The following is a 13,231-nucleotide window of genomic DNA, read 5'->3' on the forward strand; positions in this document are numbered from 1 at the left end:
TCCTTCCTATTCGGCCGGAACGCTGCGGGTGGCCACGATGTGGTTCAAGGTGATGGTCATCACCGCCTCGCCATGCTGGTTCAGCGTTGTGTAGGCCAGCCGGACGGTACCGCGGTCGCCGCGGCGGGACGGGATGGCCTCCACCACCTCGACCCGGACGCGCAGCGTGTCGCCGGGCCGCACCGGGCGCAACCAGCGCAGTTCGTCGCCACCCGAGCCACCCAGGCTGGTGCCGGTGATGGCCCCGGTGTCGCGGAACAGCCGGAAGGTCAGGGACAGGGTGTGGAAGCCGCTGGCGATCAGCCCGCCGAACGGCCCCTCCGCGGCGGCCACCGCGTCCATGTGGAAGGGCTGCGGGTCGAAGCGCTGGGCGAAATCCATGATCTGGCTGTCGGTGACCGTCGCCCCTTCGGTGTCGATCACGTCACCGACACGGAAATCCTCGAAATAACGCCCCACCATGCCCGCTGCCCTCCCGTTCCATTGGTCCTCGTATGGACGGCGCTAAATGTAGATGGCGCCATCCATATAGAGAACCGCTTTCCCGGCGATCTTCACACGGTCGCCCACCAGCTCGCAGGACAGGGAACCGCCGCGGGCCGAGACCTGCCGGGCCTTCAGCCGCTCCTTGCCCAGCCGCCGCGCCCAGTAGGGGATCAGCGTGCAATGGGCGGAGCCGGTCACCGGGTCTTCAGGAATCCCCTGGGCCGGCGCGAAGAAGCGGGAGACGAAATCCACGCCGCCGCTGCCCGACGCCGTCACGATGACCGCGTAGAAATCCTCCAGCCGGGCCAGGGCGCTCATGTCGGGGGTCAGGCCGCGCACCGTCGCCTCGTCGTCATATACGACCACGAGGTCGCGCGCCTTCAGCAGAGCCGTCGGCGGCGGTCCGCCCAGCGCGTCGAGCAGGCCGGCCGGCGGCCCGGCCAGCGGTTCCGGCGGGCGGCTTGGGAAATCCAGCGTGTAAAGGTCGCCGTTGCGGGTGACGCTGAGGGTTCCGGCTTCCCGGGTGGCGAAGTCGATGCGCGGGCAGCCCCACTCCAGCATCGTCGCGATGACGAAGGCCGAGGCCAGCGTGGCGTGACCGCACAGGTCCACCTCGACCGTCGGGGTGAACCAGCGGATCTCGTAACCGTCGCCGCGGCGGACGAGGAAGGCGGTCTCCGCCAGGTTGTTTTCCGCCGCGATGGCTTGGAGAGTCGCGTCGGGAAGCCAGTCCTCCAGCGGCACGACCGCCGCCGGGTTGCCCGCAAACACCGCGTCCGCGAAGGCATCGACCTGATAAAGGGGAAGGCGCACGGTGCCTCCTTAGGGTTTTTCGGTGAACAGGAACGCCTGGGCGTGCCGCTCCATCCCCGCCGCTTCGTAGAAGGTGACCGCCTTGGGCGCGGACAGGAGAAGGCAGGTCACGCCCTCCCCCACCGCGGCGCGGGTGCGGCGCATCAGTTCCTTGCCGATGCCGCGCCCCTGGCAGGCACGATCGACGGCGAGGTCGGACAGGTAGCAGCAGAAGGCGAAATCGGTGACGGACCGGGCGACGCCGACCAGATCGCCATCCGCGTTGCGGGCGGTGACGATCAGGCCGGCTTCCATCACGAACCAGACGGGGCGGATGCCGACGGAAAGGGCGCGCGCGATGACCTTGAAGACGGTCGTGAACGAGGACGATCCGGACGAGCGGGTCGCTTCCGTGGTGCGCATGATGAATCTCCTCCGTCAAAACATTCAGCCCCGAACAATCGAGACAATGGTGATTATGTCCGCGCAACTATGCCGGTTAATGTCATTATTGTCACCATTACATTTCCGATGTCGGATGTATCTCGCGCGCCACACACGTCGCGTCGGAACGGCCCGCGCGAACCTGTGTGCAGCTTCCGATGGGCGTCAGCGCTCCAGACGCTCGGTCGCTTGCCTCCAGCGGGCCCGAAGAATGCTCAGATCCCGGGGAATCGAGATGTTCTGCTCGCCCGCCGCCAGGATCATGTCCAGCTGCTCTCGCAGCGGTTCCCGCTGGGCGTCCGACCGTACGCGCGGAGCCAACCGAAGAATGGCGTCGACGAGCCGGATGAGCACCGCGGCGTTTCCGCTTCCGGCCTGCCGGATCTGATCGAAGCCGGCACCGATGAAGCCATCGTATCCGGTCACGTCCCGCACAACCCGGACAACTCCGCCAGAGTCGCGCAGAACCATCGGCTCGATTGCGCGATCGAAGATGCGCGCCATCGAGGCCGAGAGGTTGTCGATCACCGCCAAGGCAGTGAACACGTCGTTGATCCCCGGCGACAGGGCTCGGGTGGCCATCTCCACCAGTTGGCGGATGCCGAACTCCACATCCTGGGTCGGGGTGCGCTCGGAACCGACGATGAAGGCACCGCGGATCGCCCCGGACAGGTCGGCCGTGCAGGCGCCGACCGTGAACACGGCCACATGCTCGCCGCCGCCGATGACGTAGTGGCCGGGCCGGACGTCCAGGCGGATCACCGCATCCGCTTGGCGGGCCGCGGCGACCAGCCTGTCCAGGTCGATCGCCTGGACGTACCCATCCTGGCCGAGGTCTACCCAGGCAAAATCATTGCCCAGTTCGGGCGGCACTTCCGAAGGGCCGTCGCCGCGCTCGGGCAGCAAGGCCACCGTCACCTCACGCAGATCCGCCGCGACCCGCTGAACCACATTGTCGTAGATGATTGAGCGGGCGAGCTTATGGACATAGACCAGCAACACGAACAGGCACAGCGCGGTCAGTCCGGTCCCCGCGCTGACCGCCAAGTGGGGGACCGTGTCAGCCTGGTTTCCGTCGATGGTCCGGAAGACGACGAGGAGATAGATGATGTCGGCCAGGAAGAGCCCCAGCACCACCTGGGTCGTCCAATCCTGGATGAAGTTGCGGATCAGGCGGGGGCCGATCTGTCCGGCCGCCAGGGTCAGAACGACCATGGTGATCGAAACCACCAGCGACGTCATGGTGATCATGCCGGTCAGCAGGGACGACAACAGTTGGCGCGCGTTACCGGCGTCTCCAGCGTAGAGGAGCCAGTAATCTGTGGCGTCCTCCACAGCGCCGCGCCCCCAGGTGAGCAGCGCGACGGCCAGCACGGCCGCCACTCCCCCCATCACGACCGGAACGAACCACAGGCTGGCGCGGAGAAATGCCCAGTAATGGCGAATCCGGTCCTTCATTGCCGCTCCTGAGGATGTGCCGTTCGAAACGGGAGAACAACGTGCGGCACTGCCATATGGCTCGCGGCCTCGCTGCAGGCGGCAACCCGGAACGCACCATTCCATGAACAAGGCCGGTCCATGAAAAAGGCCGGTCGCGTGAAGCGACCGGCCTAGCCGTAGGATGGCGCCGAGACGCCACCTGTTGTCCGTGCCCGTTACTCGCGGTTGCCCATGAGTTGGAGGAGCATCTGGAAGAGGTTGATGAAGTTGAGGTAGAGCGAGAGGGCGCCCATGACGGCGAGCTTGGTGTTGCCCTCGTGGCCGTAGCCCTCGGCGTACTCCTCCTTGATGCGCTGGGTGTCGTAGGCGGTCAGGCCGGTGAAGATGACCACGCCGATGATCGAGATGGCGAACTGCAGCGCGCTGGAGCCGACGAAGATGTTGACGAGGCTGGCGATGACGATGCCGATCAGGCCCATCATCAGGAACGAGCCCATCTTCGACAGGTCGGCCTTGGTGGTGTAGCCCCACAGGCTCATCGCCGCGAACATCGCCGCGGTGATGAAGAACACCCGCGCCACGCTGGCCCCGGTGAAGACCAGGAAGATCGACGCCATCGACACGCCCATCACCGCGCAGAAGGCCCAGAACAGCCCCTGCAGCGCGCTCGCCGACATCGCGTGGAAACGGAAGGACAGCACCATGATGAAGGCCAGCGGCGCCAGCATCACCACCCACTTCAGCGGGGTCGTGAAGATCGGCACGTACAGCGCCGGCGTGCTCGCCACGAACAGGGCCACCAGGCCCGTCACGGCCAGACCGAGCATCATGAAGTTGTAGACCCGCAGCATGTGCTTGCGCAGGCCCTCGTCGAACGCCGCACGGTCCACGCCCGCGGTGCCGGCGCCCCAACGACTCTGGTTGGGATACTGGTCGAACATTGCGAAAACTCCCTCGTTCAAGCCTTTGACCGGCAAGCCTCTGACCGGCGGCGGACGCATGGCGGCGGGCCGGCCGCGGAAAAGCGGCGGGAAGGGATGGCTGCGCTGTCCATCGAAGAACCCTCCAGATGCGGTCACGCCCGTCGGCGCAAAAGCAGATGAAGAGATCCGACATCGCAGCCCCCAACCTCGTAACCGGCGACTCGGCTGCCAGAGGGGCCCGGACCCTGATTGCCCTAATAGTTGGCCGCGTGGCCGACGCCTTTCAAGATGCCCGCCCGCTCACTGGCTCCACACGAATGGGAGCTTGGAACACGCCCGGCTGTTCCCATATGGCGGCTTGGGAACGGCCGGTCCGCAAAGCCGGGGCGCCGCTTCACCGTCAACAACCACCAGAGCCGGATCAACAAGATGGAGAGTGCCGCGTTGAGCGACCAGCACCACAGACGCCTCGAACGGCGGGTGGATCGCATCCAGGAGAAGCTTCCCGACTCCATGGCGCGGCTGCTGGGCTGGCTCCGCGAGCCGCGGGCGACCTGGGTGCGCGTCCCCGCCGGGCTGCTGCTGATTCTCGGCGGCCTGTTCAGCTTCCTGCCCGTGCTGGGCATTTGGATGCTGCCCCTCGGCCTCGTGCTGCTCGCCTATGACGTTCCCTTCCTTCGTCCACCGATCAACCGCGCGCTGGTGCGCGGCGAGCGGCGCTGGAAGGAGTGGAAGCGGCGCCGCCGTGCCGCTTCCTCGTCATCATGATCGTTCCGTTGCGTCAGGAATAGGACGCCGTACGGGCCGGCGTGCGCTCCAGCGGCCCTTCGCCGGGGCTGTAGCGCTCCGGCCGCGGACCGGACAAACGGTCGTGATCCTGGTCGGACACCATGGCCTTCAGCGGGCAGTGGCCGCTCATGCCGCGGGCCACCAGGGCGGCCCCGGCCAGCCCCATGATAGCGCCCCGCACGTCGGCGCCGCGGCGAACGCCGCCCGCCGCCATGACGAGGCCGAGGCCGGTGGACACGGCGCGTTCCAGCGGCCCGAGATTCCGCGCGCCTCCGAAGAAGCGGTCGTAGGTGTGTCGGATGGCGTTTTCGGCGCTCATGCCTGCTTTCTCCCGGCTGTACCCGGCGCGAGAGGGATGCCGAAGCGGCGCCGGGCGGTCCTGACTGCAACGCCCGCCCGGGCGTCCGGGTTCCCGACGACACAATACACCCGGACACGCACAATAGCGACAATGCGGTGACACTTGCCGAAGGATTGGCACAATGTCATCATTGTCCCCATGACAAATTGGGTTCCTGATCTGGACGGCCGGCAAGGCCCCCGTTACCGCGCCATCGCCGACGCCCTGTCCGACGACATCGCCAGCGGACGGCTTGCCCCCGGCACGCGGCTTCCCACCCACCGCGACCTCGCCTACCGCCTCGGCGTTACCGTCGGCACCATCACCCGCGCCTATACCGAGGCGGAGAAGCGCGGGCTGATCGGCGGCGAGGTCGGGCGCGGCACTTTCGTGCAGGGGCAGCGGCACATGCCTCCCTCCGACCCCTTCACCTGGACACCCCGACCCGAACCGTCGATCATCAACATGACCGTCGTGACGCCGGAGCACCCGATGTCGGTGTCGATGATGGGGGCCACCCTGGCCGCCATCGGCGCCTCGCCGAACCTGGGAGCGCTGCTGGAATACGCACCGCACGCCGGCCTCCCGGCCCACCGCGCCGCCGGAGCGCAATGGCTGGCCCGCCAGCACCGCGTAACAGCCTCCGCCGACACCATCCTGCTGACCACCGGCGCGCAGAACGCCATGGCGGTGGCGCTGGCCGCGGTGGCGCGCCCCGGCGACGTCGTGCTGACGGAACGGCTGACCAACTACGGCATCAAGACTCTGAGCGCGGTGGAGGGTTATCACCTGGAGGGCATCGCCATCGACGAGCATGGCGTGGTCCCGGACAGTTTCGACAGCGCCTGCCGCCGTCTGGCGCCCAAGGCGCTGTATCTGGTGCCGACCATGCACAACCCCACCGCCTCCGTCATGCCGCAGGCCCGGCGCGTGGAGATCGCGGCCATCGCCCGCCGCTACGGGGTGATGCTGGTCGAGGACGATGTCTTCGGCTTCCTGGTCCAAGACGCGAAGCCCATCCAGGCCATCGCCCCGGACGTCACCGTCTACGTCAACAGCCTGTCCAAGAGCGTGTCGGCCGGCCTGCGCGTCGGCTACGTGGTCGCTCCGCCGGCCCTTGTGCAGCGGGTGGAGGCGGTCATCCGCGCCCTGCAATACTCGTCCCCGCCCCTGCCGCCGGAAGTGGCCACGCGCTGGATCCTTGAAGGCAGCGCCGACCGCATCGCCGAGGCCCAGCGCGGGGAAGCGATGGCGCGCCAGCAGATCGCCCGCTCCATCCTGCCCGCCAGCGCCGTCTGCGGGCATCCGGGGGCACAGCATCTCTGGCTGGTCCTGCCCGAGCCCTGGCGGCGCGACGACTTCATCGCGGAGGCGCTGCGACGCGGCGTGAAGGTGACCGGTGGCGACGTGTTCGCCGTGGGCCGGGCCGCCGCCCCCCACGCCGTGCGGCTGGGTCTGTGCCACCCGCACAGCCGGGACGAACTGGCGCGCGGCCTGCGCACGCTGGCGGATCTTCTGGACAACCCGCAGACGGCGATGCTGTCGATCGTTTGAAGAGGCGGAACGGCCGCGCCCTTACGGGAACGGCCGGACCGTGTGCAGGTGGTTCAGGGGGCCGTGGCCGTGCCCGAAACCGGGGGCGGAGCGGATGGCCTCGTCCACATAGGCGCGGGCGCGGGCCACCGAATCACGCACGCCCAAGCCTTGGGCGACACCGGCGGCGATGGCCGAGGCCAGGGTGCAGCCGGTGCCGTGGGTGTGCGGGGTGTGGATGCGCCGCCCCTCGAACACCTCCTCGCCGTCCTCGGTGAGCAGCAGGTCGCACAGCCGCTCGTCCTCCAGATGGCCGCCCTTCAGCAGGACGGCCTTCGGCCCGAAGGTGCGGATCATCTCGGCGGCACGGCGCATGTCGTCCAGGTTGCGCACCGGGATGTCGGTCAGCGCCTCGGCCTCCGGCAGGTTGGGGGTGACCAGTTCCGCGTGGGGCAGCAGGCGCTTGCGCAGGGTCTGCACGGCGTCCGGCTCCAGCAGGAAATGGCCGCTCTTCGAAACCATCACCGGATCGACGACCAGCGGGACGTTGATCGCCCGCTCCTCATACTCGCCAGCCACCGCCTCGATGACGGCGGCGTTGGCGAGCATGCCGATCTTGATGCTGTCGGCCCCGAGATCCTCCAGCACCACCTTCATCTGCAGGGCGACGAAGGCCGGATCAACGGGCAGCACACCATAGACCCCCGTCGTGTTCTGCGCGGTCAGCGCCGCGATGGCGGTCATGGCGAAGGCGTTCAGCGCGCTGACCGCCTTGATGTCCGCCTGAATGCCGGCACCGCCGCCGGAATCGGACCCGGCGACGATGAGAACACGGCCGTTGATCGGGTGGGCCTGCATCGGGATTGCTTCCGTCTGGTCGTCTGGTTGGATGTTGCGCCTAGGATGCGGTCTCCAGCCGGGCGGCGTCCATGATGGCGCCGGCAATATCGGCCACCACCGCGTGCACCAGCCCTTCGTCGTCGCCTTCCGCCATGACGCGGATCACCGGCTCGGTCCCCGACTTGCGGATCAGGATGCGCCCCGATCCGTTCAGCCGCGCCTCGCCATCGCGGATCGCCGCTTGGACGGAGGCGATCTCCAGCGGCTTCGACCCGGCGGCGAAGCGGACGTTGGTCAGCTTCTGCGGCACCGGAGCGAAGACCTGGCAGACCTCGCTGGCCGCCCGGCCACCGGACTGGATCAGCACCGCCAGAACCTGGAGTGCGGCGATCAGCCCGTCGCCGGTCGTGGAGTAATCAGACAGCACGACGTGCCCCGACTGCTCCCCACCGACGTTGTAGCCGTGCTCGCGCATATGTTCCACCACATAGCGGTCGCCGACCGGCGTGCGGACCAGGGCGATGCCCAGCCCCTGGAGGTGCCGCTCCATGCCCAGGTTGGACATGACCGTGGCGACCACGCCGCCGCCCCTCAGAGTCTGCGCCTGCGCCCAGGAGGAGGCGATCAGCGCCATCACCTGGTCGCCGTCGACGACGCGCCCCGCCTCGTCCACCATGATCAGGCGGTCGGCGTCGCCGTCCAGCGCAATGCCCAAATGGGCGCTGTGAGCCACCACCTGCTCCTGCAGGGTCCGGGTGGCGGTGGCGCCGCAATCCTTGTTGATGTTCAGGCCGTCCGGGCTGACCCCGACCGGGATCACGTCGGCCCCCAACTCGTACAGCACCTTCGGGGCGACGCGGTAGGCGGCGCCGTTGGCGCAGTCCACGACGATCTTCAGCCCGTCCAGCCGCAGGCCACGCGGGAAGGTGTTCTTCACATACTCGATGTAGCGGCCCGTCGAGTCCTCCAGGCGGGAGGCGCGGCCGAGATCGGCGGAGCCGGCAAGGTCCGGCGCGAAGGGCTGGCCCATGCGCGTCTCGATGGCGATCTCCACCGCGTCCGACAGCTTGTAGCCGTCCGGCCCGAACAGCTTGATGCCGTTGTCCTGGAACGGGTTGTGCGAGGCGGAGATCATCACGCCGAGGTCGGCGCGGAGCGAGCGCGTCAGCATGGCGACGGCGGGTGTCGGCAGCGGGCCGAGCAGCACCACGTCCATGCCCATCGAAATGAAGCCCGCGGTCAGCGCCGGCTCCAGAAGATAACCCGACAGACGGGTGTCCTTGCCGATCACGACCCGGTGGCGGTGGTCGCCCCGGCGGAACTGCAAGGCGGACGCCATCGCGACGCGCAGGGCGGTTTCCGCCGTCATCGGATCGATGTTTGCGGTGCCACGGATGCCGTCGGTGCCGAACAGGTGTCGCGTCATGAAAATCCTCGGGAATGGCCCAGTCACTGTACCGCAAGTGCGGATGTGTGAAAATGTCATCGCTTGGCACGGGGGGCAGGGTCAAGAACCCTTCCGCGCAGACGCCAAAGGGCTATGCGCGTCATGCGATCACGGCACCCGTGCGGGATGCAGCCCCTCCCAGACGGCGCGCGCCTGGACCGTTTGGGGCACGTCGTGGACACGCAGGATCTGCGCGCCCTGGTTCAGCGTTTCCAGCCCTCCGGCCAGCGAGCCGGGCAATCGCTCCTTCGGCGGCTCGCTCCGCGACAGTTTGCCGATCAGGGTCTTGCGCGACAGCCCGATGAGCAGGGCACAGCCCAGCCCATGATAGAGAGCGGTGTGGCGCAGGATGTCGAGGTTGTGCTCCACCGTCTTGCCGAAGCCGATGCCGGGATCGACGGCGATGCGCTCCAGCGGCACCCCGGCGGCGAGGCAGGCGGCCACCCGTTCCTCCAGCCAATCGAAGACGTCGAGCGCCGCGTCCTCATAAACCGGATTCTGCTGCATGGTGCCGGGTTCGCCCCGCATGTGCATGACGACCACCGGGGCCGCCTTCTCCGCGACCAGCGGCAGCGCACCCGGATCGCGCAGCCCGGCCACGTCGTTGATCAGCGCCGCGCCGGCGTCGAGCGCCGCGCGCATCACCCGCGCGTGCCGCGTGTCCACCGATACCACGGCGCCCTTGGCCGCGAAGTGGCGAACCACCGGCAGGACGCGGGCCTCCTCATCCTCGGGCGACACGGGGGCGGAGCCGGGACGGGTCGATTCGCCGCCGACGTCCAGCAGGTCGGCGCCGGCCTCCAGCATCGCCTCGCCATGGGCGATGGCCGCCGCGGCGTCGAAGAAGTCGCCGCCGTCGGAAAAGCTGTCCGGCGTCACGTTGACGATGGCCATGATCCGCGGGCGTCCGAGGTCCAGCCCGCCGAACGGCGCCCGCCCTCGGGTCAGCGCGCCCAGCCGCCGGTCGAGGCTCTGCGCCACGGCAGTGCCGCGCTCCCACCCCCAGGCCATGATCTCGGTCAGCGGCGCGAAGGCCCGCTCGATCCGCGTGCCCTGCCGGACGATCAGTTCGGCGGTGGCGAAGGAAAAACGCCCGCCGGCCAGTGGCACCGCCGCGCCGGCGCTCCAGGCGGCGATGGGCAGCAGCCCGACCGGCCTCAGATAAACGCGGACGCCGCCCTCCCCCGCCCACGGTGCGAAGGAGGCGAGCGAGCCGGCGGCGGATTTCGGGGCGGGCTTGGCAATCGGGGGCATGGCGACGGTTCGTGCAGCGGAACGGAAGACCGCAGCCTGTCACGGCGGGAAGCCCCGGCGCAAGAGACTGCGGTCCACCGTTTCACTGGAACGCTGTCGCGTTTGGCGTCACGCGCTTGCTATGCGCTCTTGGGCAGCGGGGCCAGGGCGGCCAGCATCTGCTTCTTGCGCTCGCCGTAGATGCTGCCGAGTTCCTCGGCGCGCTTGTCGTCGAGCGCCTTCTTGGCCTCCTCGAACAGCTCCTCCTCTTCCTCGTCGAGGTGGTGGCGGGTGACCTCGCCCAGCACCTGGAGCTTGGCCTTCCAGGCGGTGCTGTCGGCGGGCATGGCGTTCAGCTCGTCGAGGAAGCCGTTGATGATGTGGTGCTCGTTCAGGCCTTCGGTGGTCTCCTGCTTGGTGTTCTTGGCCTTGGACAGCGATTGGTAGAAGACGGCTTCCTCGATCTTGCCATGCGCCCACAGCTCGCGCTGCAAGTCCTCATAGGCGGCGCGCCCGTCGCCGTCCGCCTTCTCGGCCGCGTCGAGCAGGCGGCGGATGGTGTCGTGGTCCTGCTTGATCCGGTCGAAGATGCTGGTCATTGGTCCTGTCCCGTTGTTGCGGTGTCTCGACGGGACTCAACCCCGGCCCCGATCCCGGTGTTCCCGGTGCCAAACGGGGTCAGCCATGCCGAACCATCCAGTGCAGGCTGAACAGCCGGTCCTCGTCGGTCCAGCTCCGCTCGGTGCGCCAGCCGGCGCGGGCGGCGAGGCGGCGGAAGCCGGGTACGGAGTACTTGTAGGAATTCTCGGTGTGGATCGTCTCGCCACGGGCGAAACGGATGGGATGACCGGCGACATGAACGGTCTGGTCGTCCAGGCTGCGCAGATGCATCTCGATGCGCCCGCGCGCGGTGTCGTAGCGGGCGACATGGGCGAAGCGGTCCAGGTCGAAGGTGCCGTCCAGCTCGCGGTTGATGCGGGCCAGCAGGTTCATGTTGAAGGCGGCGGTCACGCCGCGCGAGTCGTCGTAGGCGGCCTCCAGCACCGCCGGGTCCTTGCGCAGGTCCACACCGATCAGCAACCGGGCGCCGGAACCGAGCCGCCGCCCGAGGCCGTTCAGGAAGGTCATCGCCTCGGCGGGCCGGAAGTTGCCGATGGTGCTGCCGGGGAAGAAAGCCATCGTCCGTTCCGCCGCGGCGCCCCGCGGCAGCGCGAAGCCGCGCACATAATCGGCGGCCACCGGCACCACCGTGACCACCGGATAGTCGCCGGCCAGCCGGGCGGCGGCGGCGATCAGATGGTCGCGGCTGATGTCCACCGGCACATACATGGCCGGCGCGTCCAGCGCGTCGAGCAGGATGCGCACCTTGACGCTCGACCCGCTGCCCAGTTCCACCAGGGTGGCGCCGCGCCCGGCGAGAGCGGCGATCTCGTCGGCGCGGTCGTGCAGCAGCGCGGTCTCGGTCCGCGTCGGGTAATACTCGTCGAGTGTGCAGATGGCGTCGAACAGGGCCGAGCCCTCGGCGTCGTAGAAGTACTTGCAGGGCAGGCTTTTGTCCGGGCGGGACAGCCCCTCCAGCACGTCGGCCAGGAACACGTCGTCCTGCGCCGGCCCCTGCGCGAGATGGGCGCGGGCGGCGGAAATAGCGGTCATCAGGCGTCCTCCGCGAGGCGCACGCCGCTGAACATCCAGCGTTGGTGCGGATAGAAGAAATTCCGGTAGGTGGCGCGGGCATGGCCATCCGGCGTGGCGCAGCATCCGCCGCGCAGCACATACTGGTTGGCCATGAACTTGCCGTTGTATTCGCCGACCGCCCCGGCGGCGGGGCGGAAGCCCGGATAGCCGCTGTAGGCGCTGGCTGTCCATTCCCAGACATCCCCGAACATCTGGACCAAGCCATCGCCCGCCGCGGCGGCCACCGGGCGCAGCAACCCGCTGCCCAGCGTGTTGCCGGCAGAGGAGAGTCCGGCGGCGGCGGTTTCCCACTCGGCCTCCGTCGGCAGGCGCTTGCCGGCCCAGCGGGCGAAGGCGTCGGCCTCGTAGAAGCCGATGTGGCAGACCGGGGCGTCCTCGTCCAATGGGTGTTCGCCCAGCAGGGTGAATTCCCGCCAGCCGCCGTCCTCGCCGCGCCGCCAGTAGGCCGGCGCCTCCCACCCCTCCGCGTTGACGGTGGACCAGCCGTCGGACAGCCAGAGCGCCGGGTTGCGGTAGCCGCCGTCCTCGACGAAGGCCCGCCACTCCCCGTTGGTCACCGCGCGGGAGAACAGGCGGAAGGGGCGCAGCAGCACCTCGTGCCGCGGCCCTTCGTTGTCGAAGGCGAAGCCCTCGCCGTCATGCCCCACCGCGACGATCCCGCCGTCCACCGCGATCCAGCGCCCCTCGTGGGCGGGGCCGCGCAAGGCCGGGCGGTAGGGCCGGTAAGCCGGCGCGACCGGGTTGCAGGAAAACAGGTGCAGCAGGTCCATCAGGATCAGTTCCTGATGCTGCTCCTCGTGAGCGAGGCCGAGCGTCACCAGAGGAGCCAGCCGTTCGGCGTCGCCACGTTCCAGCAGGGTCAGCATGGCGGCGTCCACATGGTCGCGGTAGGCCGCCACCTCGGCCACGCCGGGCCGCGTCAACAGGCCGCGCCGGGGCCGCGGATGGCGGGCGCCGACGGCCTCGTAATAGGAATTGAAGAGATAGCCGAAGGTCGGATCGAAGGGCCGGTAGCCCGGCAGATTCGGGTTCAGCAGAAAGGTTTCGAAGAACCACGTCGTGTGGGCCAGATGCCATTTGACCGGGCTGGCGTCCGCCATGGACTGCACCACCTGATCCTCCGGCGACAGCCCGCGGGCCAACTCCGCCGAGGTGGCGCGCACCCGGCGAAATCGGTCGGCGAGCCCGCCGGCTTTGGCGGCTGTTTTGAGCATGGGCGCTGTTTCCTCCCCCGCCTGACAGGTCACGGTAAAGCTGTGCCGCTTCGCT

The 13,231-nt window shown here is 68.6% G+C and carries 14 protein-coding genes; 2 read left to right on the forward strand and 12 right to left on the reverse strand.

The window, feature by feature from the left end:
* Positions 1 to 6: 6 nt before the first annotated feature.
* The 5 genes from DS837_RS20405 to DS837_RS20425 form a co-directional block, all read right to left on the reverse strand.
* Positions 7 to 462: a MaoC family dehydratase gene (locus DS837_RS20405; RefSeq protein WP_149166430.1), complete on the reverse strand. Its 456-nt coding sequence runs from the start codon at positions 460 to 462 to the stop codon at positions 7 to 9.
* Positions 463 to 504: 42 nt separating this feature from the next.
* Positions 505 to 1,299: a PhzF family phenazine biosynthesis protein gene (locus tag DS837_RS20410; RefSeq protein WP_149166431.1), complete on the reverse strand. Its 795-nt coding sequence runs from the start codon at positions 1,297 to 1,299 to the stop codon at positions 505 to 507.
* 9 nt (positions 1,300 to 1,308) lie between these two features.
* A complete protein-coding gene (locus DS837_RS20415; protein WP_247890044.1) occupies positions 1,309 to 1,701 on the reverse strand; it encodes a GNAT family N-acetyltransferase in 393 nt (130 codons plus the stop codon).
* A gap of 186 nt (positions 1,702 to 1,887) precedes the next feature.
* Positions 1,888 to 3,180 carry a DUF2254 domain-containing protein gene (locus DS837_RS20420; RefSeq protein WP_170295924.1) on the reverse strand — a complete coding sequence of 431 codons (1,293 nt, stop codon included), beginning with the start codon at positions 3,178 to 3,180 and terminating at the stop codon, positions 1,888 to 1,890.
* 197 nt (positions 3,181 to 3,377) lie between these two features.
* Positions 3,378 to 4,103, reverse strand: coding sequence for a Bax inhibitor-1/YccA family protein (locus DS837_RS20425; protein ID WP_149166433.1), 726 nt, complete (start codon positions 4,101 to 4,103; stop codon positions 3,378 to 3,380).
* 426 nt (positions 4,104 to 4,529) lie between these two features.
* Here DS837_RS20425 and DS837_RS20430 point away from each other — a divergent pair, with 426 nt between their 5' ends.
* A complete protein-coding gene (locus DS837_RS20430) occupies positions 4,530 to 4,853 on the forward strand; it encodes a hypothetical protein (protein ID WP_247890045.1) in 324 nt (107 codons plus the stop codon).
* Positions 4,854 to 4,866: 13 nt separating this feature from the next.
* On the opposite strand, the gene DS837_RS20435 is transcribed toward DS837_RS20430, so the two are convergent.
* Positions 4,867 to 5,193: a YgaP family membrane protein gene (locus tag DS837_RS20435; RefSeq protein WP_149166435.1), complete on the reverse strand. Its 327-nt coding sequence runs from the start codon at positions 5,191 to 5,193 to the stop codon at positions 4,867 to 4,869.
* A gap of 180 nt (positions 5,194 to 5,373) precedes the next feature.
* Here DS837_RS20435 and DS837_RS20440 point away from each other — a divergent pair, with 180 nt between their 5' ends.
* Positions 5,374 to 6,768: an aminotransferase-like domain-containing protein gene (locus tag DS837_RS20440; RefSeq protein WP_149166436.1), complete on the forward strand. Its 1,395-nt coding sequence runs from the start codon at positions 5,374 to 5,376 to the stop codon at positions 6,766 to 6,768.
* 21 nt (positions 6,769 to 6,789) lie between these two features.
* On the opposite strand, the gene thiD is transcribed toward DS837_RS20440, so the two are convergent.
* The 6 genes from thiD to egtB form a co-directional block, all read right to left on the reverse strand.
* Positions 6,790 to 7,605, reverse strand: coding sequence for a bifunctional hydroxymethylpyrimidine kinase/phosphomethylpyrimidine kinase (gene thiD, locus DS837_RS20445; protein WP_211102356.1), 816 nt, complete (start codon positions 7,603 to 7,605; stop codon positions 6,790 to 6,792).
* A gap of 40 nt (positions 7,606 to 7,645) precedes the next feature.
* The gene (glmM, locus tag DS837_RS20450; protein WP_149166437.1) at positions 7,646 to 9,013 is read right to left on the reverse strand and encodes a phosphoglucosamine mutase; all 1,368 of its coding nucleotides are present in this window, start codon (positions 9,011 to 9,013) and stop codon (positions 7,646 to 7,648) included.
* Between the two features lie 129 nt (positions 9,014 to 9,142).
* Entirely contained in the window at positions 9,143 to 10,288 is a 1,146-nt protein-coding gene (gene folP / locus DS837_RS20455; RefSeq protein WP_149166438.1) for a dihydropteroate synthase, read from the reverse strand.
* Between the two features lie 119 nt (positions 10,289 to 10,407).
* Positions 10,408 to 10,866 carry a hemerythrin domain-containing protein gene (locus tag DS837_RS20460; protein WP_014240091.1) on the reverse strand — a complete coding sequence of 153 codons (459 nt, stop codon included), beginning with the start codon at positions 10,864 to 10,866 and terminating at the stop codon, positions 10,408 to 10,410.
* Between the two features lie 79 nt (positions 10,867 to 10,945).
* On the reverse strand, positions 10,946 to 11,920 hold the full coding sequence (egtD, locus tag DS837_RS20465; RefSeq protein WP_149166439.1) for an L-histidine N(alpha)-methyltransferase: 975 nt from the start codon (positions 11,918 to 11,920) through the stop codon (positions 10,946 to 10,948).
* Positions 11,920 to 13,176 (reverse strand): ergothioneine biosynthesis protein EgtB, encoded by a 1,257-nt coding sequence (gene egtB, locus DS837_RS20470; protein ID WP_149166440.1) that lies wholly within the window; start codon positions 13,174 to 13,176, stop codon positions 11,920 to 11,922. Before egtB ends, egtD begins: the two co-directional genes overlap by 1 nt.
* Positions 13,177 to 13,231: the final 55 nt, after the last annotated feature.

The organism is Azospirillum brasilense (assembly GCF_008365405.1).
Classification (GTDB): domain Bacteria; phylum Pseudomonadota; class Alphaproteobacteria; order Azospirillales; family Azospirillaceae; genus Azospirillum; species Azospirillum brasilense_D.